The 23,915-nt window shown below is 70.2% G+C and carries 24 protein-coding genes; 11 read left to right on the forward strand and 13 right to left on the reverse strand.

What is annotated here, in order from left to right; all coding sequences use genetic code 11:
* Window positions 1-6: 6 nt before the first annotated feature.
* A complete protein-coding gene (gene glpX / locus PH203_RS41255) occupies window positions 7-1,041 on the reverse strand; it encodes a class II fructose-bisphosphatase (protein ID WP_289927189.1) in 1,035 nt (344 codons plus the stop codon).
* Window positions 1,042-1,167: 126 nt separating this feature from the next.
* On the opposite strand from glpX, the gene PH203_RS41260 reads away from it, so the two are divergent.
* On the forward strand, window positions 1,168-1,689 hold the full coding sequence (locus PH203_RS41260; protein ID WP_289927190.1) for a DUF4245 domain-containing protein: 522 nt from the start codon (window positions 1,168-1,170) through the stop codon (window positions 1,687-1,689).
* A gap of 80 nt (window positions 1,690-1,769) precedes the next feature.
* On the opposite strand, the gene PH203_RS41265 is transcribed toward PH203_RS41260, so the two are convergent.
* From PH203_RS41265 to PH203_RS41280, 4 genes are all read right to left on the reverse strand, one after another.
* Window positions 1,770-2,360, reverse strand: coding sequence for a malonic semialdehyde reductase (locus PH203_RS41265; protein ID WP_289927192.1), 591 nt, complete (start codon window positions 2,358-2,360; stop codon window positions 1,770-1,772).
* Window positions 2,361-2,508: 148 nt separating this feature from the next.
* Window positions 2,509-2,739 carry an exodeoxyribonuclease VII small subunit gene (locus PH203_RS41270; protein ID WP_289927193.1) on the reverse strand — a complete coding sequence of 77 codons (231 nt, stop codon included), beginning with the start codon at window positions 2,737-2,739 and terminating at the stop codon, window positions 2,509-2,511.
* A 9-nt stretch (window positions 2,740-2,748) separates the two neighbouring features.
* Window positions 2,749-3,957: an exodeoxyribonuclease VII large subunit gene (xseA, locus tag PH203_RS41275; RefSeq protein ID WP_289927194.1), complete on the reverse strand. Its 1,209-nt coding sequence runs from the start codon at window positions 3,955-3,957 to the stop codon at window positions 2,749-2,751.
* A gap of 130 nt (window positions 3,958-4,087) precedes the next feature.
* A complete protein-coding gene (locus PH203_RS41280; protein WP_289927195.1) occupies window positions 4,088-5,509 on the reverse strand; it encodes an APC family permease in 1,422 nt (473 codons plus the stop codon).
* Between the two features lie 116 nt (window positions 5,510-5,625).
* Between PH203_RS41280 and PH203_RS41285 the strand changes: the two genes are divergently transcribed.
* Window positions 5,626-6,636: a 4-hydroxy-3-methylbut-2-enyl diphosphate reductase gene (locus PH203_RS41285; protein WP_289927197.1), complete on the forward strand. Its 1,011-nt coding sequence runs from the start codon at window positions 5,626-5,628 to the stop codon at window positions 6,634-6,636.
* A gap of 29 nt (window positions 6,637-6,665) precedes the next feature.
* The gene (gene ppgK / locus PH203_RS41290) at window positions 6,666-7,409 is read left to right on the forward strand and encodes a polyphosphate--glucose phosphotransferase (protein WP_289927198.1); all 744 of its coding nucleotides are present in this window, start codon (window positions 6,666-6,668) and stop codon (window positions 7,407-7,409) included.
* A gap of 34 nt (window positions 7,410-7,443) precedes the next feature.
* On the opposite strand, the gene PH203_RS41295 is transcribed toward ppgK, so the two are convergent.
* Complete coding sequence (locus tag PH203_RS41295) at window positions 7,444-7,983, reverse strand: DUF6542 domain-containing protein (protein ID WP_289927199.1); 540 nt, start codon at window positions 7,981-7,983, stop codon at window positions 7,444-7,446.
* A gap of 163 nt (window positions 7,984-8,146) precedes the next feature.
* On the opposite strand from PH203_RS41295, the gene ychF reads away from it, so the two are divergent.
* On the forward strand, window positions 8,147-9,235 hold the full coding sequence (ychF, locus tag PH203_RS41300; RefSeq protein WP_289927201.1) for a redox-regulated ATPase YchF: 1,089 nt from the start codon (window positions 8,147-8,149) through the stop codon (window positions 9,233-9,235).
* Here the strand turns inward: ychF and PH203_RS41305 are convergent.
* The 3 genes from PH203_RS41305 to PH203_RS41315 are packed head-to-tail and all read right to left on the reverse strand — an operon-like array spanning window position 9,232 to window position 12,592.
* A complete protein-coding gene (locus PH203_RS41305) occupies window positions 9,232-10,746 on the reverse strand; it encodes a long-chain fatty acid--CoA ligase (protein ID WP_289927202.1) in 1,515 nt (504 codons plus the stop codon). The two genes, ychF and PH203_RS41305, sit on opposite strands and share 4 nt — an antisense overlap.
* A gap of 26 nt (window positions 10,747-10,772) precedes the next feature.
* Window positions 10,773-11,345 carry a flavin reductase family protein gene (locus tag PH203_RS41310; RefSeq protein WP_289927204.1) on the reverse strand — a complete coding sequence of 191 codons (573 nt, stop codon included), beginning with the start codon at window positions 11,343-11,345 and terminating at the stop codon, window positions 10,773-10,775.
* Entirely contained in the window at window positions 11,342-12,592 is a 1,251-nt protein-coding gene (locus PH203_RS41315) for an acyl-CoA dehydrogenase family protein (RefSeq protein WP_289927205.1), read from the reverse strand. The genes PH203_RS41310 and PH203_RS41315 overlap by 4 nt, the downstream gene beginning before the upstream one ends.
* A gap of 228 nt (window positions 12,593-12,820) precedes the next feature.
* Between PH203_RS41315 and PH203_RS41320 the strand changes: the two genes are divergently transcribed.
* Window positions 12,821-13,723, forward strand: coding sequence for a LysR family transcriptional regulator (locus PH203_RS41320; protein WP_289927206.1), 903 nt, complete (start codon window positions 12,821-12,823; stop codon window positions 13,721-13,723).
* Window positions 13,724-13,918: 195 nt separating this feature from the next.
* On the opposite strand, the gene PH203_RS41325 is transcribed toward PH203_RS41320, so the two are convergent.
* Genes PH203_RS41325 through PH203_RS41340 form a run of 4 tightly spaced genes read right to left on the reverse strand, consistent with a single transcriptional unit; the run spans window position 13,919 to window position 18,317 of the window.
* A complete protein-coding gene (locus tag PH203_RS41325; RefSeq protein WP_354671305.1) occupies window positions 13,919-14,566 on the reverse strand; it encodes an iron-containing alcohol dehydrogenase in 648 nt (215 codons plus the stop codon).
* Window positions 14,563-15,459, reverse strand: a complete 897-nt coding sequence (locus tag PH203_RS41330) for an intradiol ring-cleavage dioxygenase (RefSeq protein WP_289927208.1) — start codon at window positions 15,457-15,459, stop codon at window positions 14,563-14,565. Before PH203_RS41330 ends, PH203_RS41325 begins: the two co-directional genes overlap by 4 nt.
* Window positions 15,460-15,465: 6 nt before the next feature.
* Complete coding sequence (locus PH203_RS41335) at window positions 15,466-17,223, reverse strand: FAD-dependent monooxygenase (protein ID WP_289927210.1); 1,758 nt, start codon at window positions 17,221-17,223, stop codon at window positions 15,466-15,468.
* A complete protein-coding gene (locus PH203_RS41340) occupies window positions 17,220-18,317 on the reverse strand; it encodes an alpha/beta hydrolase (protein WP_289927212.1) in 1,098 nt (365 codons plus the stop codon). Before PH203_RS41340 ends, PH203_RS41335 begins: the two co-directional genes overlap by 4 nt.
* A gap of 94 nt (window positions 18,318-18,411) precedes the next feature.
* On the opposite strand from PH203_RS41340, the gene PH203_RS41345 reads away from it, so the two are divergent.
* The 6 genes from PH203_RS41345 to PH203_RS41370 all read left to right on the forward strand — a co-directional run bounded on the left by PH203_RS41345 (window position 18,412) and on the right by PH203_RS41370 (window position 23,898).
* A complete protein-coding gene (locus tag PH203_RS41345) occupies window positions 18,412-18,687 on the forward strand; it encodes a hypothetical protein (RefSeq protein ID WP_289927214.1) in 276 nt (91 codons plus the stop codon).
* A gap of 66 nt (window positions 18,688-18,753) precedes the next feature.
* Window positions 18,754-20,415, forward strand: coding sequence for an NAD(P)-dependent oxidoreductase (locus tag PH203_RS41350; RefSeq protein WP_289927216.1), 1,662 nt, complete (start codon window positions 18,754-18,756; stop codon window positions 20,413-20,415).
* Window positions 20,416-20,586: 171 nt separating this feature from the next.
* On the forward strand, window positions 20,587-21,711 hold the full coding sequence (locus tag PH203_RS41355; protein ID WP_289927218.1) for a hypothetical protein: 1,125 nt from the start codon (window positions 20,587-20,589) through the stop codon (window positions 21,709-21,711).
* A gap of 10 nt (window positions 21,712-21,721) precedes the next feature.
* Complete coding sequence (locus tag PH203_RS41360) at window positions 21,722-22,486, forward strand: 4'-phosphopantetheinyl transferase superfamily protein (protein WP_289927220.1); 765 nt, start codon at window positions 21,722-21,724, stop codon at window positions 22,484-22,486.
* 13 nt (window positions 22,487-22,499) lie between these two features.
* Window positions 22,500-23,444: a TauD/TfdA family dioxygenase gene (locus PH203_RS41365; protein WP_289927221.1), complete on the forward strand. Its 945-nt coding sequence runs from the start codon at window positions 22,500-22,502 to the stop codon at window positions 23,442-23,444.
* A gap of 241 nt (window positions 23,445-23,685) precedes the next feature.
* On the forward strand, window positions 23,686-23,898 hold the full coding sequence (locus PH203_RS41370; RefSeq protein WP_289927223.1) for an MbtH family NRPS accessory protein: 213 nt from the start codon (window positions 23,686-23,688) through the stop codon (window positions 23,896-23,898).
* Window positions 23,899-23,915 lie beyond the last annotated feature (17 nt).

A 23,915-nucleotide genomic window follows, 5' to 3' on the forward strand; every position in this document is an offset into this window, starting at 1 on the left:
CGCCGCCTACTTGGCCCGGTCGAAGTCGATCGCGCTGTAGGCGCGCAGCTTGCTCAGCCGGTGCTCGGACTCGATCCGGCGGACCGTCCCGGACTTGGACCGCATCACGATGGAGTCGGTGGTCGCGGTCTCCGAGCGGTAGCGGACGCCCTTCAGCAGCTCGCCGTCGGTGATCCCGGTGGCGACGAAGAACACGTTGTCCCCCGACACCAGGTCGTCGGTGGTCAGCACGCGGTCCAGGTCGTGCCCCGCGTCGATCGCCCGGGCCCGCTCCTCGTCGTCCTTGGGCCAGAGCTTGCCCTGGATGGTGCCGCCGAGGCACTTCACGGCACAGGCGGAGATGATCCCCTCCGGAGTGCCGCCGATGCCCAGCAGCATGTCGACGCCGGTGCCCTCGCGCAGCGCGTAGATGGAACCCGCCACGTCGCCGTCGGAGATCAGCTTGATGCGGGCACCCGCCTCGCGGATCTCCTTGATGATCCCCTCGTGCCGGGGGCGGTCGAGGATGACGACGGTCACGTCCTCCGGCGTGGACCGCTTCGCCTTCGCGACCCGTCGGATGTTCACCGACACGGGCGCGTCGATGTCGACGAAGTCCGCGGCCTCGGGCCCGGTGACCAGCTTGTCCATGTAGAACACGGCGGACGGGTCGAACATCGATCCGCGGTCGGCGGCCGCCAGTACGGCGATGGCGTTCGGCATGCCCTTGGCGGTCAGCGTCGTCCCGTCGATGGGGTCGACGGCGATGTCGCACTCGGGCCCGGTCCCGTCACCGACCCGCTCCCCGTTGAAGAGCATCGGGGCCTCGTCCTTCTCGCCTTCGCCGATGACGACCACGCCGTTCATCGACACGGTGGAGACGAGGGTCCGCATGGCGCGTACGGCCGCACCGTCGGCGCCGTTCTTCTCGCCGCGCCCGACCCAGCGGCCCGCGGCCATCGCCGCGGCTTCGGTCACCCGGACGAGTTCCAGGGCGAGGTTGCGGTCGGGGGCTTCACTGGGGACTTCGAGCTCGGACGGCAAGTGATGATGCTCGGTCATCGAGGCGCACCTTTCTGATACGACGACGGCCGGATGAGGGTTCGATCCTCGACTCTATCGTCAGTCCGACAAAATGAGCAGGGGACCCCACGGATGAGCGGGCCGGGCACCTGCGACGATAGGGGCGTGGCAGGTTCGAACGGCAAGCAGAAGACGGTCCGGGACATGGTGCTCTCCCTGGGCCTGATCAGTGTGATGGCGGGTGTCATCTACCTCTTCATCCCGCACGACGACTCCGCTCCCGAGGTCAAGACGGTCGACTATCGCGTCGAACTGCTCACGGCCCGGCGCGCGGCGGCGTACCCCGTGGCGGCGCCGGTGGGCCTGCCCGAGACCTGGAAGGCGACCTCCGTCCGCTTCGACGGCGAGCAGTTCGACGCCTGGCACCTCGGCTTCCACGCGCCCGACGGCGAGTACGTACAGGTCGAGCAGTCGACCGAGAAGCCCAACGCGTTCATCGACGAGGCGAGCCAGGGCGGCGAGGAGACCGAGACCACCGAGGAGATCGGCGGCCGGACGTGGACCCGCTGGACCGGCGGCCGCTACGACGCGCTCGTCCACCAGGGCGACGGCGCGACGACGGTGGTGGCGGGCACGGGCTCGTACGCCCAGCTGACGGAGATGGCGAAGGCGCTGCAGGTGAAGTGATGTGCAGCTGAAGTGATGTGAGCCATGAGAAGGGCCCCGGCGTTCGAACGCCGGGGCCCTTCTCATGTCGTGCGCGTCACTCAGACGGTGGTGACGACCTCGTCGTAGGCGAGGCGCGGCGAGCGCGGGTAGGAGGCACCCTCGCCCGGCTTGCCGATGTTGACGACCATCAGCGGGGTGTGGTCGTCGTCGAGGAACTCCTTCTGGACGCCCTCGTGGTCGAAGCCGGTCATCGGGCCGGCGGCGAGACCGGCGGCGCGGACACCGACGATGAAGTACGCGGCCTGCAGCGCGGCGTTCATGCGGGCGGCGGACTCACGGGCCGGGCGCTCGCTGAAGAACAGGTCCTTGGCCTGGGGGAAGGCCGGGAAGAGCGCCGGCAGCTCCTCGTGGAACTCGTTGTCCGCGGAGAGGATCGCGACCAGCGGGGCGGTGGCGGTCTTCTCCTGGTTGCCCTCGGCCATGTGCTTGACCAGACGCTCACGGGCCTCGGGGGAACGGACCAGCGTGACGCGCAGCGGGGTCTGGTTGAAGGCGGTCGGGCCGAACTTGACCAGGTCGTAGATCGCCTGGACCTGCTCGTCCGTCACCGGCTCGTCGGTGAAGGCGTTCGCGGTGTGGGCCTCGCGGAACAGCAGGTCCTGGGCAGTGGGGTCAAGGACGAGAGACATGGGTGAACCTTCTCGGGGACGTACGTCGGAATCCGGGTTCCGGATCGGCTGACACGGCTGACTGTACGCGTCACAGGTTGAAGCTTCAACTAAAGTCGGAGTGTGGTGAGCCACTTCACAGTCAGCACAGGTGATCTACTCGGCTGATCTACTCGGCCTCGGCCCCGTCCGCCTCTTCCTCCTCCGCGAGCGCCGCGTCCAGCCGCGCCCGCGCCCCCTCCAGCCACCGCCGGCACACCTTGGCCAGCTCCTCGCCCCGCTCCCAGAGCGCGAGGGACTCCTCCAGCGTCGTACCGCCGGCCTCAAGGCGTCGTACGACGTCGATCAGCTCGTCCCGCGCCTGCTCGTACCCGAGCGCCTCATCCACCTTGCTGGTCATGCGCCCACCCTAGACATCGACTCGGACACTGAAATCACCCTCGGAAACCCGCGCCCGCAGCACCTCGTCCCCGGCGACCTCCCCGGGATCGCGGACGACATGCCCGTCGGCCTTCTGCAGCACGGCGTACCCCCGCTTCAACGTGGCCGCAGGTGACAGGGCCACCACGCGCGCGTGCGTGTGCGAGAGCTCGGAGTCGGCGCGGTCGAGGAGATGACCGAGGGTCCGCCGCGACCGCTCGACCAGCGCGGCGACATGATCGGCCCGCTCGTCGATCATCCGGTGCGGATCCTCTATCGACGGCCGCGCGAGCGCATGGGCGAGCCCGCGCTCCTCCCGCTCGATGAACGCCTCGACACACCGCCGCGCGCGATCACGCAGCATCGACACCCGCTCGAACTCCTCACCCACGTCCGGAACGACCTTCTTGGCCGCGTCGGTCGGGGTGGAGGCGCGCAGGTCGGCGACATGGTCGAGCAGCGGATTGTCGGGCTCGTGCCCGATGGCGGACACGACGGGCGTACGGCACTCCGCGACCGTCCGCACGAGCTGCTCGTCGGAGAAGGGCAGCAGGTCCTCGACGCTGCCGCCGCCCCGGGCCACGATGATCACATCGACGTCGTCGTGCGCGTCGAGCTCCTTGACGGCCTGCACCACCTGCGGCACCGCGTGCACCCCCTGCACGGCGACGTTGCGCACCTCGAAGCGGACGGCCGGCCAGCGGTGCCGCGCGTTCTCCAGCACATCCCGCTCGGCGGCGGACGCCCGCCCGCACACGAGCCCGATGAGCTGCGGCAGGAAGGGCAGCGCCTTCTTCCGCTCGGCCGCGAACAGCCCCTCGGCGGCCAGCGACTTCTTCAACTGCTCCAGCCGCGCCAGCAGTTCCCCGACCCCGACCGGCCTTATCTCGGCGGCCCGCAACGACAACTGCCCCCGGGGCGCATACCACTCCGGCTTCGCCAGTACGACGACCCGCGCGCCCTCGCTCACGACATCGGCGACGGCGTCGAAGACCTGCCGGTAGCAGGTGACGCTGACGGAGATGTCGTACGACGGGTCCCGCAGCGTCAGGAAGACGACGCCGGCGCCGGGCCGCCGCGACAGCTGGGTGATCTGCCCCTCCACCCAGACGGCACCGAGCCGGTCGATCCACCCGCCGATCAGCCGGGAGACCTCACCGACGGGCAGGGGGGCTTCGGCGGACGTGTTGAGAGCCATGCGCCGAGCGTAGTGGCCGCCGCTGACATCACCGCCGGGCCACGTCACTCAGCCTGTCCGGGGGCGGCAGCCTCCAGGGAAGGGGCGGCGGGGGCGAAGAAACCCGGCGGCGCCCCCGGCCGACAGAAACCTACGCACCCACCCCCGTCCGTCCCCGCTGCCCCACCAACACGGCCACCCCCACCACGAACCACACCGCTCCCACCACCTGAGCCGCCCCGGACGCCTCCACGATGACGGCCACGGTGATGGCCGCGCCGGCGACCGGCAGCAGCACATGCCGCCACCAGCTCACCGCCCCGCCCGCCCGTCTCCCACCGCCACCCTTCTGCGGAAGCCCTTCGGGCCCTTCCTTTTGCCGCTTCACCGCGAACCACGCCACCACGCTCGCGTGCAGCAGCGTGAAGGCGGTCAGGGCGCCGATGTCGACGACCGACACCAGGTGGTCCATGCCGTCGTCCCGGCGAGCCGCCCAGACCGCGGCCACCAGCGTGATCACGGCGGCGCACAGCAGCGCGACCCGCGGCACCCCGGAGTCCGTCCTCGACAGCGCCCGCGGCAGACGCCGGTCCCGGCCCATCGCGAACAGCAGACGACCGGCCGCCGCCTGGCCCGCCAGCGCCGCGAAGGCCGCGCCGATCGCCTTGCTGACCGCCACCAGGTCGTGCAGCCAGGTCCCGACCGACGCGTCCACGGCGTCGTAGAAGGCCGGCCCCTGCGCCTCCGGCCGGGCCGCCAGTTCGGCCGAGGACAGGGGCTCCAGGAGGGTCACCAGGTACGTCTGCGCCACGAACAGCACACCGGCCAGGGCGAGACAGAACAGCACCGCGCGTGCCACCTTCTCCGATCCCCCGGTGACCTCCTCCGCGAAGGAGGCGATCGCGTCGAAGCCGAGATACGACAGCACCGCGATCGAGACCGCCCCGATCACCGCCGACAGCGCGAACGCCCCCTGCGAGCCGTCCCCCGACAGCGGCGACAGCCAGCCCCGTTCGGCGCCGTCGCGCGCGAGGACGACGACCGCCGAGACGACGAACACCAGCAGGACCACGATCTCCATCGCCAGCACCAGGAACCCGACCCGGGCCGCCGCTCGCACGCCCCACAGGTTCAGCAGGGTCGTCACCACGACCGCGACGGCCGTCCACACCCACCGCGAGACCTCCGGGACCAGCGCGTTCATCGCGATGCCGGAGAAGAGGTACGCGACCGCCGGGATCAGCAGATAGTCCAGCATCGCCATCCAGCCCGCGATGAACCCGGCCTCCTTGCCGAGCGCCACGCGCGCGTAGGCGTACACCGAGCCCGCGCGGGGGACCACCCGCACCATCTGCGCGTAGCTGAAGGCGGTGAACGCCATCGCAACCGTGGCGATGACATAGACCAGCGCGACCGCCCCGTGCGACCTGGCGTCGAGCGCGCCGAACACGCCGACGGGCGCCATGGGGGCGACGAAAAGCATGCCGTAGACGACCAGATCCCGGAAGCCGAGACTGCGCCGCAGGTCATGGCCCGGATCGGCGCTCAGGGTCGTCGTCTCGGTCTCGGACATCGATGCCTCCGCCGGTGTTTCACACGTCGTCTGCCGTCGCCGGTTCCCCGTCCTTCACACTTCCCGGCCAGTCTCGCCTTCAACTCGATCTTTGACCCGTCGAGCGCGGCCTTACGATGGGACGCATGACTGCTTCGTCTGGCCGCCGTGTCCTGCTCGCCGCCCCCCGGGGCTACTGCGCGGGTGTGGACCGCGCCGTGATCGCCGTCGAGAAAGCCCTGGAGCAGTACGGCGCTCCGGTGTACGTCCGGCACGAGATCGTCCACAACAAGTACGTCGTGCAGACCCTGGAGAAGAAGGGCGCCATCTTCGTCGAGCGGACGGAGGAGGTCCCCGAGGGGAACATCGTGATGTTCTCCGCGCACGGTGTGGCCCCCGTCGTCCATGAAGAGGCCGCGCGCGGCAAGCTCGCCACCATCGACGCGACCTGCCCGCTGGTCACCAAGGTCCACAAGGAAGCCGTCCGCTTCGCCAATGAGGACTACGACATCCTCCTGATCGGGCACGAGGGCCACGAGGAGGTCATCGGGACCTCCGGCGAGGCCCCCGACCACATCACCCTCGTCGACGGCCCCGGCGATGTCGCCAAGGTCGAGGTCCGCGACGAGTCGAAGGTCGTCTGGCTCTCCCAGACCACCCTCTCCGTCGACGAGACCATGGAGACCGTCGACGCCCTCAAGGAGAAGTTCCCGCAGCTCATCTCCCCGCCCAGCGACGACATCTGCTACGCCACCCAGAACCGTCAGCTCGCGGTCAAGCAGATGGGCGCCGAGGCCGAGCTGGTCATCGTGGTCGGCTCCCGCAACTCCTCCAACTCCAAGCGGCTGGTCGAGGTCGCCAAGCTCGCCGGCTCCCGCGAGGCCTACCTCGTGGACTTCGCGAGTGAGATCGACGAGACCTGGCTGGAGGGCGTCACCACGGTCGGCGTCACCTCGGGGGCCTCCGTCCCGGAGATCCTCGTCGAGGAGGTCCTGGAGTACCTCGCCCAGCGCGGCTACGACGACGTGGAGCTGGTCAAGGCGGCCGAGGAGTCCATCACCTTCTCGCTGCCCAAGGAACTCCGCCGGGATCTGCGCGAGGAGGCCGCGGCGCTGGTCGCGGAGCGCAAGGGCACCTCAGGCGAGTGACTGTCAGTCGTCCGTCGTAACGTAGGGCCATGCAGATCTTCGGTGTGGACATCGGCGGGTCCGGGATCAAGGGCGCCCCTGTCGACTTGGCCAGGGGCGACCTCGCCCAGGAGCGCCACAAGGTGCTCACCCCGCACCCGGCGACGCCGGACGCGGTGGCGGACGGCGTGAAGGAGGTCGTCGACCACTTCGGCTGGACGGGTCCGGTCGGGCTGACCTTCCCCGGCGTGGTCACCGGCGGCGCCACGATCCGTACGGCGGCCAATGTCGACAAGGGCTGGATCGACACGGACGCGCGCGCGTTGTTCGGCGAGCGGCTCGGCGGGCTGCCGGTGACGGTGGTCAACGACGCGGACGCGGCGGGCGTCGCCGAGATGGAGTTCGGCGCCGGTCACGGCCGCAAGGGCACCGTCATCCTGCTGACCTTCGGCACCGGCATCGGCAGCGCCCTCTTCGTCGACGGCGTCCTCGTGCCCAACACCGAGCTGGGTCACCTGGAGCTGCACGGGCACGACGCGGAGAAGCGCGCCTCCAGCAAGGCCAAGGACGACGGCGAGCTGACGTGGGAGCACTGGGCCCACCGGGTCCAGAAGTACCTCGCCCATGTCGAGATGCTCTTCTCGCCCGAGCTGTTCATCATCGGCGGCGGCGTCAGCCGCAAGTCGGAGAAGTTCCTGCACTACATCGAGGGCATCAAGGCGGAGATCGTCCCGGCGGAGCTGCAGAACAACGCGGGGATCGTGGGGGCGGCGATGCGGGCGGCGAAGCAGTAGGCCGCGCGGGCCGGGGGACGCCACCCCGCCGGGGTCACACCGGCGGACGGTTCGCCCGGCGCCGCCGGTTCATCAGCCGCACCTTGCGTACGGTCGCGATCAGACCGGCGACCAGCGTCCCGCCGTACAGCCAGCCGGCCTCGGTCGCGAGGGCCGTCACCAGGCCCATCAGACGGCTGCCGATCCCGTCGCCGCCCTGGGCGAGGGGCACGAGCCCCGCGGCGAAGGCGATCGGTACCACGACGGGCGCGGTGACCAGGTCGTTGCGCCGCATCCAGACGGCGGTCAGGACGCTCACCGGCAGGAACAGCACGCCGTACACCGTCAGTGAGCCGAAGGTCAGCGCGTCCAGGCAGCCGAGGACCAGCATCGTCGCGATGCAGAACAGGCCGCCGCCGAGTCCGGTGAGCCGGGGGTTGGGGAAGCGGCGTACCGCCTGGGCGACGGGTGGAGCGGGCCGTCGTACCGCCGCCGGACGGGTCGGACCACGCCCGCCGCGGGCCGCCTGCGGGGGCAGGGAAGGGGCCTCGCGCCGTGCTCGAATGTGCGGGGGTCGCGTCTTGTGTTGCTCCACTGGACCAACTTAGGACGGTTTATATGCAGAATCGTCCTTCAGACACGCCGAGGGATCGACCTTGGCCAAGTGTTCGACGGGTCACGAGGGCGGGGTCGGGCACGCCGTAGACTGGTGGATCGGCCCTCTCAGTCCTCTCCTCTCATGTACGGGAAGTCGCAACGTGTCGCTCACGATCGGAATCGTCGGTCTGCCGAATGTCGGCAAGTCGACCCTGTTCAACGCCCTGACCAAGAACGACGTGCTCGCGGCCAACTACCCGTTCGCCACGATCGAGCCCAACGTCGGCGTCGTGGGCGTCCCGGACGCGCGCCTGACGAAACTGGCCGAAATCTTCGGGTCGCAGCGGATCCTCCCGGCGACCGTCGACTTCGTGGACATCGCGGGCATCGTGCGCGGCGCGAGCGAGGGTGAGGGCCTCGGGAACAAGTTCCTGGCCAACATCCGCGAGTCCGACGCGATCTGCCAGGTCATCCGCGCCTTCAAGGACGAGAACGTCGTGCATGTCGACGGCAAGGTCTCGCCCAAGGACGACATCGAGACGATCAACACCGAGCTGATCCTCGCCGACCTCCAGACCATCGAGAAGGTCCTGCCGCGCCTGCAGAAGGAGTCGCGGATCAAGAAGGACGTGGCTCCGAAGGTCGCGGCGGTCGAGGCGGCCAAGGAGATCCTGGAGAAGGGCGACACCCTCTTCTCGCAGGGCCTGGTCCAGGGCAGCGAGCGTGCGGAGCTCCTGCACGACCTGCACCTGCTGACGACCAAGCCCTTCCTCTACGTCTTCAACGTCGACGAGGACGAGCTGACCGACGACGCCTTCAAGGACGAGCAGCGCGCCCTGGTCGCCCCCGCCGAGGCGATCTTCCTCAACGCCAAGCTGGAGGCGGACCTCGCCGAGCTCGACGAGGAGGACGCCATGGAGCTCCTGGAGTCCGTCGGCGCCGAGGAGCCGGGCCTCGCCACCCTCGCCCGCGTCGGCTTCAACACCCTCGGCCTGCAGACCTACCTCACGGCCGGCCCCAAGGAATCCCGCGCCTGGACCATCAAGAAGGGCGCCACGGCCCCCGAGGCGGCCGGTGTCATCCACACCGACTTCCAGAAGGGCTTCATCAAGGCCGAGGTCATCTCCTTCGCCGACCTCGTCGAGACCGGCTCGGTCGCCGAGGCCCGCGCCAAGGGCAAGGCGCGGATGGAGGGCAAGGAGTACGTCATGCAGGACGGGGACGTGGTGGAGTTCCGCTTCAACGTCTAGCGGTCTGACGAGGAGCCGTACCGGCTGCGCAGACGGGCCTTGAGGATCTTGCCGGTGGCGTTGCGGGGCAGGGTGTCGACGAGGACGACCGACTTGGGGAGTTTGTACTTGGCGAGTCGGCCGGACAGGGAGTCCAGGATGTCGTCGGGCGACACGTCGGCGCCCGCGCGGGGCACGACGAGTGCTCTGCCCACTTCGCCCCATCGTTCGTCGGGTACGCCGATCACCGCGCATTCGGCGACCGCGGGATGCTGGTGGAGGAGTTGCTCGACCTCGGCCGGATAGACGTTCTCCCCGCCGGAGATGTACATGTCCTTGATCCGGTCGACGATCGTGACGTACCCCTCCTCGTCGACAGTGGCCGCGTCTCCGGAGCGGAACCAACCTCCTTCGACGAAGGCGTCGTTGGTCGCTTCGGGCCACTGCCAGTAGCCCTTCATCACGTTGAGGCCCTCGATGATCACCTCGCCGACCTCGCCCGGTGCGACATCGGTGAGGTCGGGCCGCACCACGCGTACGTCGGTGAAGAAGCAGGGCGTGCCGGCCGAGCCGGCCTTGCGGATGCTGTCCGGTGCGCGCAGGCCCAGCGCGGCGGGAGCGGTCTCGGTCAGGCCGTACGCCTGGAGGAAGGTCAGGCCACGGTCCTGGTAGGTGTGGATGAGGGCCTTGGGTACGGGTGCCGCCGCGCACTGCAGGATCCGGACCGACGACAGGTCGGCCGTCGCCCACCGCGACGACCGGGCCATGGCCTGGTACATCGCGGGCACGCCGAACATCCTCGTCACCCGGTGCTCGGCGATGACGTCGAGCACCCGTTCCGGGTCGAAACCGCGCATCAGCACCGACGTTGCTCCTTTGAGGAAGCCCGGCAGGAAGACGGCGTTGAGGGCGGCCGTGTGGAACATCGGTGCCACCACCAGAGCGACGTCGTCGGAGGCGATGTCCGCCTCCAGCAGGATGTTGAAGCAGTTCCAGGCGATGTTGGCGTGGGTGAGCATGACCCCCTTGGGGCGGCCGCTGGTGCCGGAGGTGTACTGGATCATGCACACCTCGTCGAGGCCGACCGTCTCGTCGAGGGGGTCGTCGGGTGCCTTCGCCAGCAGCTCCTCGTATGCGCTCCCCACCTCGACGTAGTGCTTCACCTCGACGTCGTCCCTGAACGCGTCCACGGTGTCGGTGAGTTCGGCCCCGAACACCAGCACCGCCGCTCCCGAGTCGCCCAGGATGAAGGCCAACTCCGGTGCCGCGAGGCGGGTGTTGAGCGGGACGAAGACGGCGCCCAGCGCGTTCGTGGCGAACAGGGTCTCCGCCAGGGCCGGATGGTTCGCGCCCAGGTAGGCCACCCGGTCGCCGTGTCCGACCCCCAGGGCACGCAGGACGTGAGCGAGCCGCGTCACGCGCGCGGCCAGCTCTCCGTAGGACAGGGATCCGCCGTCGTGCACGACGGCGGTGGCCTTCGGTGCCATGCGGGCACGCCGTGCGGGCCACGAGCCGAGACCTTGATCGCGCATGGTGCGTCTCTCCTCTCTCGGAGCTCTCAGAACCAGTCGGGCCATGTGTAGTCGGCCGATTCGTCGTGGTCCCGGCGGGGCGGCAACGGGGCGAGCCGCCCCCGGGAGAAGACCAGCGGTGCGGCGCCGGTCTTCTCCAACCCGAGCTCCCGGACGCGGCCGAGGACGAAGTAGTGGTCGCCGAGGGTCCACACGTCGGCGATGTCGCAGTCGATCCAGGCGACGGCGCCCGCCAGGACGGGGCTGCCCGAGGCCGCGCCGCGCCACGGGTGGCGGTCGAAGACGTCGGGCGCCTTGGCGCTGACATCCCGGCAGAGGCCCTCCTGGCCGGCGGCCAGCACGTTCACGCAGAAGGCGCCGCCGGCCATGATCCTGGGCCAGGTGCTGGAGGAGCGGCCGGGGAGGAACGCGACGAGCGGAGGGTCCAGGGACACCGAGGTGAACGAGCCGATCACCATGCCGACCGGGGTGCCGTCGGGTTCCTTCGCGGTGACCACCGTGACACCCGTCGGGTAGTGGCCGAGCACGTGCCGGAACCGGCCGGGGTCGTGCGCCGGGCCACCGCCGGGCGCCGTCGCGGCGGGCATCTGCCGGTTCACGCCGGGATCTCCGGCCCGAGCAGAGAACGGGCGTACGCCGTGGCCCACGAGCCGTGCTGCGCGTTGATGTGGGTCCTGTACGTGGCGACGTCGCGCAGGTACCGCTGCATGCGCTCGCCGTTCGCCAGCGCGCTGGAGCCACTGGCGAAGGCCAGCATCTCGACGGCCTGGCAGGCGAGTTGGCCGGACTGCCGGGCCGTGACGGAGAGGGCCTGGTCGTCCTGTTCGGAGAAGGGCTCGCCCCCTGCCAGGCCCCGGGCGGCGTACGTGGCGTAGTCGTCCGCGACCGACAGGATGATCCGCTGTGCGCTGTCGGCCAGGGCCGTGGCCAGGCCGAGGTTGCGCTGGTGTTCCGGATCGTGGCTGCGCGGTTCGAAGGGCGGCAGCGTGCTGTTCTTGGTGGTGATGATCCGCCGGTACTCGTCGACCGCGGCCCAGGCGGTGCCCGCCATGATCGAACACAGCTGGATGTTGAAGAACGACATCAGCCGGCCCGCGTACATCGGGTTGCCGTGCAGTTCCACACCCGGCCCGTCGGTGGTGTCGTTCGCCGCGAGGTGGGTCCTGGACACGTACTCATGCGGTACGAGGACGTCCTCGGCCACGACGCTGTTGGAGCCGCTGCCGCGGAAGCCCAGGATCTCTCCCCAGTTGTCGAGCATCCGCCAGCCGGAGGGCACGAGCACCATGCCCGACACGGGCATGCCGCCCTCTTCGTCGATGATGAGCACGCCACCCAGGAAGTGCGTGGAGACGTTGACTCCGGAGGAGTAGTCCCAGCGGCCGTTGACCAGGTACCCGTCGGGGGTCCTCGTCGCGGTGGCGCTCGGGGCGATCGGCAGCGGGGCCCGGAAGTCACCGTCCGGCCCGAACACCTCGCGCTGGGTGCTCTCGGGGAAGCGGCCGGCCACCACCAGGCTGTGGGAGGCGGCCAGACACAGGTTCCAACCGCTGGACGGGCAGCCGCGGGCCACCTCGGTGACCATCCGGGAGTAGGTCCGCAGGTCGAACTCGTAGCCGCCGAAGCGGCGTGGCTGGAGGGACCGGTAGAAACCCGCCTCCAGGAACGCCTTGTGCGTGTCCTCGGGGATACCGGTCCGCTGTTCGGTCTCGTCCTGGTGATCACGTAGCCAGGTCCTCATGCCGGCGGCCCGGCGGACCAGTTCCTCCGGTGTCAGGTCCGGCTCCGGCTGCGGAATCTCGATGATTTTCTCGGCTGCCTCGGTTGCCTCGCTTGTCTCGGACAATTCGCACCCCATCCGCTGCTGTTATGGGTCGGCCTGAAGCGAGTGTTGGCAGCGCGGCGAAGGACCGTCCAATGCCGGTAGCCGGGGGCTTGATGAGTGTCGTGCATCACAGCAGGTCGGAGGAGGTGACGGGAATGCCGCACATTTCTGCCTGGTGACGTGCGGGGAAGTGGGCGGTAACGTGGCGCGGACCACAACGCCGTGGACATCGCCTTTCTGGAGGGCTGAGTGGAACTCCGGAACCTGCGCCATTTCTCGACGCTCGCCGAGATCTTGAATTACCGGGTCGCCGCCGAGCGTCTGCACCTCACCCAGCCCGCGCTGACGCGATCGATCGCCGCCCTCGAGCGTGAGCTGGGCGTCCAGCTGTTCGACCGCGACAAACGGCATGTGGCGCTCACCGCCGACGGCGCGGAACTGCTCGAACGGGCGGGCGAGGTGCTGGCCGACGCCGACCGGCTCGCCGCCGCCGCGGACGCCATCAGGGCCAGGCAACGGGACGAGGTGCGGGTCGCGCTCTACGGGGTGGCTCTCGCGGAGCTGACGCATCCGGTCATCGAGGCGTTCTGCGAGCGGTATCCCAGGGTCATGATCCGGGTGCACGAAGCGGACTTCCACCAGGGGCTCGACCCGCTGCTGGCCGGCGAGTGCGACGTGGCGCTGTTGTGTCTGAGCGTCGACATGCCGGGCCTGACCCGCGTACCGATCTTCACCGAACCCGTTTCCCTCACGTTGTGGAAGGGGCATCCGCTGGCCTCGGCTGCCGCGGTGGACATGACCGAGGTCTACGACCAGCCCTGGGTCACCCCCCACCCGGGCGACCACTTGTGGGTGGGGGGACGCCACGGGGACCACGACGCCCCGACAGTCGGCTCCCACGCCCGCTCGGTCCTGGACATGTCCTCGAAGATCGCCTACCAGCACATGGTGGGACTGATGCCCTTGTCGGGCGCCCGGATGTTCCCGCCACACCCGGGAGTGGAGGCCGTCGCTCCGAAAGAGTCCCTCCGCGCGGTGGCCGCGGTCGCCTATCCGAGGACGGGCCACTCGCCCGCCGCCCCGGCGTTCGCCGAGGTCGCACGCCGGGTGGCCCGACGCGCGACCGGCGTTCCGCACGCCGAGATCTCCTAGGGCCTGTCCGGCGGATCAGGCCGGCTGCAAGAAACGGCACATTCCGGGCAAGCCGAGCGGGGCGTGGTGCGTGCAGCTGCAAGGCGGAGGAGGGCGGCGACGCGGAGCGTCGGCAACCGACGACAACGCGGCAGATGCGCGTGCCACGCCCCGCGACGCCGGCATGATCCGCCGGGCAGGCCCTAGGAGGAGGGGTCAGCCGCCGTACGGCGGCTCGCCCGCCCAGGCCGCGTGCAGGACGGTGCGCAGATCGTCGGCGGAGGCCGGGCGGGGATTCGCGTACGGCGCCCCGAGAGCGACCTCGACCGCACGGTCCACGTCGGCGGCGGTCAGGCCCAGCTCGGCGAGCGATCGCGGGATGCCAAGACGCTCGTCGTACACGACGCTGCGCGGCAGCACCTTCGGGTCGCGCCCGGTGCGTTTGACCGCGCCCTCGGTCAGGCCCCAGACGGGCGTCATCTCCGATCCGGCGTACGTCGTCGGGACGGCGACGATCGGCAGGCCGGTCCTGAGCGCGACGGCCTTGGCCAGACCGGTCACGGAACCGCCGCCGACCGCCACGCAGCCGTCGGCGCGGGCTTCGCGAGCCGTTTCGACGGCCAGATCGGCGACCTCCACCGGGACGTGCGCCACCGCCCCCGCGTGCAGCCCGGCGCAGGCATCGCCGAGAGACGCGGCTACGGCACGGGCCGTGTCCAGGCCGTGGTCGTCGCACAGCACGAGGACGCGGCCGAGGCCGAGAAGCGCGACCTCGTCGCACACCGCGTCCGGCACGGCACCCGACCGGAAGAGGACGCGCATCGGCTGGGCCCGGTAGGTGAATTCCAGGGCCTCTCCCTTCACACGATCACCGGTTGCAGCACGATGTCGAAGCGCGCCCGGCGGAAGGGGTTGGCCAGGCCCAACTTCGCGGCTTCCTCGGGGGAGTCCACCTCGACGAACTCCTCGACCAGGCTCTCCTTCACGGCGAAGACCGCGTCCGACTCCAGATAGTCGCTGCCCGCCACGAAGATGTGCGTCGTCACCGGGCTGTACCCCTCGGCGCCCACGATGAAGTGGACATGGGCGGGACGGTAGGGGTGGCGGCCGGTCGCCTCCAGCAGGGAGCCGACCGGCCCGTCCGTCGGAAGGGGATACGGGCTCGGAACGCACGAGCGGAACCAGAACCGCCCCTCCGCGTCCGCCGTGAACAGCCCGCGCCCATTGCCCGGCGGTTGCTTCTCCGGCTGCTGGACGTCGTAGAAGCCCTGGTCGTCGGCCTGCCACACGTCCAGCGTCGCGCCGGGCAGCGGTGTGCCGTCGACGGAGACGACCCGTCCGCTGATCACGCAGGGCTCGCCGCCGCCGACCAGATCGATGTTCGCCCCGAGTTCACGGACCGGGGACTCGGTCATGTGGAAGGGGCCGAGCACCGTCGAGTCGGTCGCGGCGGCCGCCTTGTGGTCGTTGATCGTCTCGACGAGCATCGACACACCCAGGACGTCCGACAGCAGGATGAACTCCTGCCGGGTGTCGTCGCACATGTGCCCGGTCGCGGTGAGGAAGTCGATCGCCCGCTCCCACTCGGCCTGGGTCGGCTCGATGTCCCGTACGAAATCGTGCAGGTGACGCGTCAGGGAGAGCAGGACCTCGCGCAGTCGGGGATCGGGGGTGTGGGCGAAGCTTTCCAGCACCTCCGTCGTCGTCTCGGTCGTCTCGGTCGTCGCGGTGTTCGCGGTCTTCGTGGTGAGGTCCATGGCCGCTCAGCCCCGCCCGAGGATCTGCCGCAGTGCGTCCCTCAGTGCGGCCGTGACGTCACCGGTGGCGTCCTGGCGGCGGAAGGCCACGTGGTTGTCCGGCCGCACCAGCAGCGCGCCCGAGTCGCCGGTCTCCCGCAGCCGGGCCCAGTCCCCGTACGGGTCCTCGTACTCCTGGCCGGGGCCGATGACCGCCGTGGCGATCTCCAGGCCGAACTCCTTGCCGAGGATGCGGGCGGCCTCCGTCCAGGGCTCGCCGCCGATGCCGGTGATCAGGGTGAACCGGCCGTTCCCGCCCAGGTCCAGGGTGGACAGGTTGCGGGTGCCCGCGCAGAGCCAGGCGTGCGGGAGCTTCGCGCCGGGGCGGGTGCTCGGCTGGAAGTACAGCTCGGGGTCGCGGGCGAAGCCGGGGTCCTCGGTGCCGTCCGGGACGATCGCGGCGGAGGTGTAGCGCTGGTTGAGGTCCACTCCGTGGGCGTTGAACTCGTATGCCTTGAAGGCGATCGCCTCCCGCAGCCGCGCCCGCTGCTCCTCGGCCTCCGTGGTGGCGTCCTTGCGGGCGGCGATGTTCCGCCACAGCTGCTCGGTGGTCTGCGGCGCCAGGCCGCCGAGCGCCTCGAAGACGGGTGCCGTCTCACCGATGGACCGGTTGGCCCGGGTGACGACCTGCCTGCCGACCGGTGCCCGCTCGGCACTGTAGGTGTCCAACAGGGACGGGGACGCGGTGCCGTCCAGGACGAGCTTCAGCTTCCACGCCAGGTTGTAGGAGTCCTGGATGGAGGTGTTGGAGCCCAGCCCGTTGGACGGCGGGTGCCGGTGGCAGGCGTCGCCCGCGCAGAACACCCGGCCGCTGGAGTACGTCTCGGCGTACATCTCGTTGACCGTCCACGCGGAGGACGACTTGATGGTCACCGGGATCTCGTCGTCGCCGATCAGCGTGCGGACGACGGACAGGGCGTACTCCTCGGTGAGGTCCGGCGGCCCGGCGTCGACGTCGTAGCCCCACACGATCAGCCACTCGTTCCACGTCCGTACGCAGCGCACCAGGCCGGCGCCGATACCGCCCACGGTCGCGCCGGGCGCCAGCACCCAGTAGAGGGTGGCGGGCCGGTGCGCCACGTACTGGGTGAGGTCCGCGTCGAAGACGATGTTGATGCTGCCGGCCACGCCCATCTGGCCGCCCATCGGCAGCCCGGCGTCCTCGGCCACCTTGCTGCGTCCGCCGTCCGCGCCGATCAGGTACTTGGCGCGGATGGTGTACGTGTCGCCGCGCAGCCGGTCGCGGACCGTGGCGGTCACGCCGTCGGCGTCCTGCTCGTGCGACAGGTACTCGGTGCCGAACCGCAGTCGGCTTCCGCGTGCTATGGCCGCGTTCACGAGCACCGGCTCCATGAGGTGCTGCGGCATGTCGCACATGCGGGTGGGGCTCGCCAGCTCGTGCGCGGCCTGCACGAGCGGTTCGTTGCCCCAGGACCTCAGCCGGCCGAGCTCCTCGCCCGCGACGGCGGTGCAGAAGACGGTGTTGCCCATCAGATGCTGCGGGGTGGCCTGGGCGATCACATCCTCTTCGACACCCAGGTCACGCAGCACTTCCATGGTGCGCTGGTTGGTGATGTGCGCCCTGGGCGTGTCCGCGAGGCGTGAGTAGCGGGTGACCATGACGTTCGGCACGCCATAGGTGCTCAGCGCCAGTGCGGCGCTCGCTCCCGCGGGCCCGCTTCCCACGATGAGCACATCGGTCTCGACGGCCGGCACGGTTGTCATCGGGGCGTTTCCTCCCCGTCCGCCAGCCGCTTGTCCAGCCAGGCCATCAGTGCCTCGGCCACGTCGTCGGAGTTCTTCTCGCCCATGGGCATGTGACCGTTGCCCGTGAGCCCCAGGTCCGCCAGGCGCAGCAACTCGGCGTCGGCACCGGCCTGTGCGAGGTAGTCGGCGACACCGTGCTGGTACGCCGCGAACGGCGAGTGGTCGGCCGCGACCACGGCGATCGGGAAGCCCTGGAGCCCTGGCAGGGACCGCACGGGGCCCGCTTCTTCGTCCTGGACGAGACAGTCCTGGAGCCCGCCGCCCCCCGCCTCGCGCAGTCGAAGGCGCAGTTCCTCCGAGGTCTGTACCGGCGGCTCGTAAGTGATCGGGGCCGCGGTGAGCCCCCACTCCAGCTTTCCGAGGCCGGGCAGTTCGGTGAACGGCGGCCCGATCGGCTCGATGGAGACAACGGCCTTCACCAGCCCGGGCCGGGCATCGGCGACCAGCCAGCCGAACGGCCCACCCATGGAGTGGGTGATCAGCACGGCCGGTCCGATACGGTCCAGCAACTCGGCCCCGCAGCGCCGCATCTGCTCCTCGTTCTCGGCGAAGGTGGGCAGCGTCGGGCCCTGGCTCGCCATCAACTGGTCCAGCGCGGAGTCGTCGCCGATCTCGCCGCTGCCGGGCCACTGGCTGCCAGGTCGTCCCGCCCCCTCGCAGAACAGCCAGCGGATGAACTCGTACGTCGGCGCCGCGCCCTCGATGGGCCCGAGGACATCGGGGTGGTACGGGGAGCGCCCGTGACCTGGACGGTCGACCACGTACACGGCGTAACCGGCCTGGAGGAACCGGGTGGCCCAGCCGGGGCGCCCGTCCGGCGTCGACAGGTAGTCCGTGCCCTGGCCGCCGCCCCCGTGGACCATCACCACGGGCAGCGGATGCCGGAGTTCGGCCGGGATCTGGTACTGGACGTACATCGCGGCCTCGGCGGCGGTCCCGGCCTCGGTCGGCTTGCGCCCGGCACCGACCCAGAACGCGCCTTGCTCGCTGATCGTCAACGGTGAGGCGGCACGGGCCGGCTCGGCGGTTGCGGGGGGTGGGGGGATGGTCATCGTCGAACCTCCGTCACGGCGTCTGCGCCCATCCCCAGCACTATTGGCGACCGGCTCCGGGCCGGTCCAATGCCGGTTGGGGACGCCGTGATGCATGGCGCTCATCAGCGTCCGCGAGGACGGCTGCTGCACCGGTGCCGGGACGATCGTCGGCGGACGGCTGCACCGGGGTCCGAACGGCGCCGCCGCGGAGATCGGGAGCCTGCGTCTGCCGGGCTGGTGCGACGTTCTCGGCGACCTGGAGGCCCACGGTGCCGACGCCGAGGCTGTGTTCAGCGCCGCGCTCGGCGGGATCCGGTTCCGGATCGATGCAACAGCGCCGACCGCACCGGCTGTTCCTTGGGGGCGCATCCGTCGCGGTGGCGTATAGGTCGGGTATGGCGGCTGTTCCGAGAGTGAGACTCCCGAGCCGTTGCCTACTCGTACGGAGCTTGCGATGCCGTTGAACAGCCGCGTGGTCGCGAAGTCCGCGAGGTCCCCCCATGTCGTGTTGCTCGCAGGCGAGTTCACCGCGGAGACGGTGCGGGAGCTCGGTTTCGGCGTAACGGTACTGCGCTGTGACGGCACGGACCGGGACGCGCTCCTGGCGGCCCTGGCCGAGGCCGACGCGGTCCTGGTGGGGGACGCCCCGGTGATCGACGCCGAGGCCATCGCCGCCGCTCCCGAGCTGAAGATCATCGCGCGGGCGGGGGCCGCCCTGGGGAACGTGGACGTGGCCGCCGCCACGGAGCGGGGGATCCAGGTGACCGACGCTCCCGAGGCGGAAGCCCTGAGCGTGGCCGAGCTCACCGTCGGGATGCTGCTCGCCGTCGCGCGCAACATCCCGCAGGCGCACGCGGCACTCACGGCCGGTGCCTGGCAGCGCAGCCTCTACTCGGGTGTCGAGCTGTCCGGAAAGGTGCTGGGGATCGTCGGACTCGGCCGCGTGGGTGGCCTCGTCGCCGAACGCCTCAGGGCATTCGGGATGGATGTGGTGGCGTACGACCCCTATGCCGCGCCGGAGCGGGCCGCGGCCCTCGGAGTCCGTCTCGCACCGTTCGACCAGGTGCTCGCGGCCGCCGACTTCCTCAGCGTGCATGTGCCCGGGACCGGTGAGACCGCGGGACTGCTGGACTTCGACGCGCTGAACCGGGTCAGACCCGAAGTGCGTCTCGTCAGCGTCTCGGGCACGGGGGCCTTCGACACCAATGAGCTGTACGCGGCACTGAAGGAGGGGCGGGTGGCCGCCGCCGCCCTGGATCTCTCCGCCGCGCGGGAGCCCGCAGATGCCGCACTCGCCGGGCTGGACAACGTGGTGGTGACTCCCGGCCTGGCGGTGCGCAGCGATGAGGCCGGGCAGCGGGCCGGGGCGGTGGCCGCGGAAGCGGTGCGCCTCGCCCTCGCCGGTGAGTACGGGCCCAACGTCGTGAACACCCACGGGCATGCGATCGGCGACACCGTGCGGCCGTGGCTGGCGCTCACCGAGCGGCTCGGTGAGGTGCTCACCGCCGCCGCCGGGTCCATTCCACAGCACCTGGAGGTCCGGTTGCTCGGCGATCTCGCCGCGGAGCAGGCCGGCATCCTGGAACTCGCCGCGCTCAAGGGGGTCCTGAGCGGTCCCTCACGGCATCCGACAAGCCTGGTCAACGCGCCGCTGCGGGCCCGCGAGCGCGGGATGACGGTGCGCCTCGTCACGGAGACCGAAGCGGGCAGCCATCGCAGCGCCGTCGCGCTGCGAGGCATCCGGGCCGACGGCGGCAGCGTCCGGCTGGCGGGGACACTCTCGGGCCTGCGCCGGCACCCGAGGCTGATCGAGGCGTTCGGGCACGAGCTGGAGCTGCCGGTCGACGGCAACCTGGCCTTCGTCAGCTATCCCGACCGGCCCGGAGCCGTGGGTGCGATCGGCGAGGAACTCGCGGATGCCGACGTCAACATCGAGTCCTTGTGGGTGGCGCGCGATGCGGACACCGGGACGGCGCTCGCCGCTCTGGTCACCGATGTCCCGGTGGCCAAGGACGTGCTCGCGTCCGCCGCGGCGCGGGTCGAGGCGAGCCACAGCTGCACCGTACGGGCGGGCGGGAAGCCCCAGCCCTCCGGGCCCTCCGGTCGGTATCGCTAGCACGCCCCACCCCGTACGACCCATCCACTACGCCCCACCCCGTGCGCCCCACCCCCGGATGCCCCACATCAGAACGTCCCCCCACACCTTGTCGCCGTCGACCCGACGGCCTGCCCGCATGGAGGAAAAGTGATCGGAAAGCATGTTCGTCGGAGCGCCGGCGGGGGAGGGTTGTTCCGCAGGGCCTCTGTCGTCCTGGCCGCCGCGGGTGCGGTGCTCGGGCTCGCGATGGCGCCGGCCGGTGCGGCCGGTGGCTGGGTGGCCGGTGGCTGGGTGGCCGTTCCCGACCCCGACAGCTCGCGGTGGTTCGACGCCTTCCTGACGGCCGACGACGGCACCGTCATCGGCCGGGGCGGCTTCAGCCCCGGTGAGGGTGACGGTGAGGTGGCCAGCTTCTGGGTGCGTGAGGGGTCGGCCTGGAAGCTGCTGCCCAAGTCGGAGGCCACGCCGTACACCGACACGTTCGGCAGCGGCGTCTGGAGCGCCACATCCGCCAAGGACTTCTGGGTCGTCGGCGGCATCTCGGCCAAGCCCGCCATCGTGAGTCACTGGAACGGCAGTGCCTGGCAGGATCGCTCGCCCGCCGACCAGACGGTGCACTTCGATGACGTGGAAGCGGTCTCCGCGGGCGATGTCTGGGCTGTCGGCACGACCCAGTGGAAGACGACCACCCCGACGCAGGCGGCCGTCATAGGCCACTGGGAGGGCGGTTCCTGGAAGATCACCAAGCTGCCCCAGGCGGTGGGCGGCAGGACGCGGCTGTTCGACGTCCAGGTGAACTCGGCCGCCGACGTATGGGCGTCGGGCGAGAGCTGCACCGATCAGGAGAGCAGGAACTGCCGCGGATACGTGGTCCGTTGGAACGGCGCTTCCTGGACGGAGGTGCCTGTGCCGGCCGGCATCACCAGGGTCTCCGCGATGACCGCCGATGCCGCGGGCCAGGTGTGGGTCGCGCACAAGAACACCGTGCTGCGCTGGAACGGCAGCGGATGGAGCACCGGCGCGGACGTGGTGGGCGTCGGCTCGGACGGAGTCAACGAATTCGCCTGGGCGGACGGAAAGCTCTATGCCGGACTCGACCTGAGCAGTTCCAGCCGGCACTCCGGCATCGTCCGTTGGAACGGCACGAGTTGGGAGAGCCTGGCCCGGCCGATCGACAACCCCGACTACTCCATCAACCAGATCACCTCGCTCGCCGGTCGCACGGACGGAGAGCTGTGGGCGGCCGGCAGCTACAACCTGCTGTGGTCGAACCCGCCGTTCGCCGCCAGGCTTCCCGCCGGTGCCGCGGGCTGACCTCACGACGATGAGCGGCTCCGCGTACCAGTCCCTGCGGGAGGGCCGGTCCTGCCATGTGTGGCAGGGAAAGGCTCCCGATCACGTGGCCGATCGAGATCTGGACGAGCTGTCCGCGGAGGAGCTTCAGGCCGCTCGCCGACTCACCGGGCCGCATTCCGCCGCCTATGCGGCGGTCCATGTGGCGCTGCGCCGCATCCTCGCGCACTATCTCGAAGTTCCCCCGAGGGAACTGGTCTTCGGCCGTGCGACGAACCCCGGCTGCGGCCATCCCGGCCACGGCCGGCCGCAGCTGGCGCACCCGAGAACCGGGCTGGAATTCAGTCTGAGCAGGACAGGTCCGCACTGGCTGATCGCGGTCGAGGCCGATGCGACGGTCGGCGTCGACATCGAGGACATGAGCGACTTCGACCACGGCGCGGTCTCTTCGCTCGTGCTCTCACCGTCCGAGCGGGCACATCTGCGGGCCTGCTCGCCGGGGCCCGCGCGGACCAGGGCGTTCTATCACTGCTGGACGCGGAAGGAAGCCGTGGTCAAGGCGAGCGGTGCCGGAATCACCTCGGACCTCAGCGCCGTGGAGGTGCATCCCGGATCAGCGGGCCCCGTGCCCGTCCGCCAGGTGACGCCCAGGGGGACCAGCTCTCTGTCGGTACGCGATCTGGACGTCGGCCCGCACTTGTGCGCCGCGCTCGCCCGGGAGGAGGGCGGTACCGGGCCGGTACTGATGCGGCGCTATTCCCTGCTCGACCTTGCGAGCACGGGAGGACAACCCTGAAAGGACCCAACACATGCAAGAGCACAAGGCCTGGACTCCGCTGGAGATCAGACCTTCGGACATAGGCGCGGCGGCGGACCCGGAAGGGCTCGTCGGCCATCTGGACGCCCTGGCGGACGATCTCGAGGAGCTGCTCACCCGTGAGAAGGCCATCGTCTTCCGCGGCTTCTCGGTGCGCCCGGACGGGCTCGACCCGGTCATGGACCGGCTGCTGCCACGGCGTCTCGCCTATGTGAACGGCAACTCGCCGCGCACCAAGGTCGGTTCAAACGTGTACACGTCGACGGAGTACCCGCCGGAGTTCACCATCTCGATGCACAACGAGATGTCGTACGCGTCGAGTTGGCCGACCCGGCTGCTGTTCTACTGCGAGATCGCCGCCGAGACGGGCGGTGCCACTCCGGTGGTGGACGCCGCGCTGTGGCTGAACTCCCTTGATGACGAGGTACGGGAGGCCTTCGCGGGCGGCGTGCGGTACTCGCAGAATCTGCACGGCGGCAAGGGGCTCGGCAAGAGCTGGCAGGACACCTTCGAGACCGACGACCGGGATCAGGTCGACGTCTACCTGAAGGAGGCCGGATCCGACTGGAGCTGGCGTCCTGACGGCAGCCTGCGGGTCAGCAACGTGCGCCCGGCCACACTGCGGCATCCGGTCACCGGTACGGAGGTCTGGTTCAACCAGTCCGACCAGTGGCACCCGGCGGCTCTCGGCGACGAGACCGCCAAGGCGCTGGCCCAGATCATGCCGGCGGAGGAGCTCCCGCAGTCGGTCTGCTTCGCCGACGGCCGGCCGATCCCGGACGACTACGTCATCCAGGTCCGGGACCGGGGTCTCGACAACGCGGTGAACGTCGACTGGCAGGTCGGTGATCTGCTGCTGATCGACAACGTTCTGGTCGCCCACGGGAGGCGCTCGTTCACCGGGAAGCGCCGCGTCCTCGTGGCGATGACCGACTGATCGGGCCCGGCATCACGGAGGGGACGCCCGGCGGCCGCTGCCGCCGGGCGTCCCCTCCGCCCGTTCCGGGGCCAAATCCCGCCGTATAGGCCGGATATGGCGCACGGTCAGAAGCTGGCCGGGCCGTAACCGAATTCCTGAACCGGATTCCTGAACCGGATTCCTGAACTGCATTCCTGAACTGCATTCCTGAACCGCATCCCTGTTCCAATCCCAACCCTGCACACCCACAGGAGCAACCGTGTCCGACACACAGACCGCCCCCACCCACCGCGTCGTACTCAACGACGAGGAGCAGTACTCGATCTGGTGGGCCGACCGCGACCTCCCCGCCGGCTGGAGCGCCGAGGGCACCGAGGGCAGCCGCGAGGAGTGCCTCGCCCACATCGAGCAGATCTGGACGGACATGCGCCCGGCGAGCCTGCGCCGCCGCATGGACGCCCAGGCCGCCTGACCGGCTGACCGGCTGAC

This window comes from Streptomyces sp. S.PB5, assembly GCF_030403745.1.
Classification (GTDB): Bacteria; Actinomycetota; Actinomycetes; order Streptomycetales; family Streptomycetaceae; genus Streptomyces.

What these genes read in the sequence shown, in the direction of transcription:
- glpX (WP_289927189.1), bottom strand. Translation starts at nt 1,041, where the DNA reads ATGACCGAGCATCATCACTTGCCGTCCGAGCTCGAAGTCCCCAGTGAA.
- PH203_RS41265 (WP_289927192.1), bottom strand. Translation starts at nt 2,360, where the DNA reads ATGTCTCTCGTCCTTGACCCCACTGCCCAGGACCTGCTGTTCCGCGAG.
- PH203_RS41270 (WP_289927193.1), bottom strand. Translation starts at nt 2,739, where the DNA reads ATGACCAGCAAGGTGGATGAGGCGCTCGGGTACGAGCAGGCGCGGGAC.
- xseA (WP_289927194.1), bottom strand. Translation starts at nt 3,957, where the DNA reads ATGGCTCTCAACACGTCCGCCGAAGCCCCCCTGCCCGTCGGTGAGGTC.
- PH203_RS41280 (WP_289927195.1), bottom strand. Translation starts at nt 5,509, where the DNA reads ATGTCCGAGACCGAGACGACGACCCTGAGCGCCGATCCGGGCCATGAC.
- PH203_RS41285 (WP_289927197.1), top strand. Translation starts at nt 5,626, where the DNA reads ATGGGACGCATGACTGCTTCGTCTGGCCGCCGTGTCCTGCTCGCCGCC.
- ppgK (WP_289927198.1), top strand. Translation starts at nt 6,666, where the DNA reads ATGCAGATCTTCGGTGTGGACATCGGCGGGTCCGGGATCAAGGGCGCC.
- PH203_RS41305 (WP_289927202.1), bottom strand. Translation starts at nt 10,746, where the DNA reads ATGCGCGATCAAGGTCTCGGCTCGTGGCCCGCACGGCGTGCCCGCATG.
- PH203_RS41330 (WP_289927208.1), bottom strand. Translation starts at nt 15,459, where the DNA reads ATGGACCTCACCACGAAGACCGCGAACACCGCGACGACCGAGACGACC.
- PH203_RS41335 (WP_289927210.1), bottom strand. Translation starts at nt 17,223, where the DNA reads ATGACAACCGTGCCGGCCGTCGAGACCGATGTGCTCATCGTGGGAAGC.
- PH203_RS41340 (WP_289927212.1), bottom strand. Translation starts at nt 18,317, where the DNA reads ATGACCATCCCCCCACCCCCCGCAACCGCCGAGCCGGCCCGTGCCGCC.
- PH203_RS41345 (WP_289927214.1), top strand. Translation starts at nt 18,412, where the DNA reads ATGGCGCTCATCAGCGTCCGCGAGGACGGCTGCTGCACCGGTGCCGGG.
- PH203_RS41350 (WP_289927216.1), top strand. Translation starts at nt 18,754, where the DNA reads ATGCCGTTGAACAGCCGCGTGGTCGCGAAGTCCGCGAGGTCCCCCCAT.
- PH203_RS41360 (WP_289927220.1), top strand. Translation starts at nt 21,722, where the DNA reads ATGAGCGGCTCCGCGTACCAGTCCCTGCGGGAGGGCCGGTCCTGCCAT.
- PH203_RS41365 (WP_289927221.1), top strand. Translation starts at nt 22,500, where the DNA reads ATGCAAGAGCACAAGGCCTGGACTCCGCTGGAGATCAGACCTTCGGAC.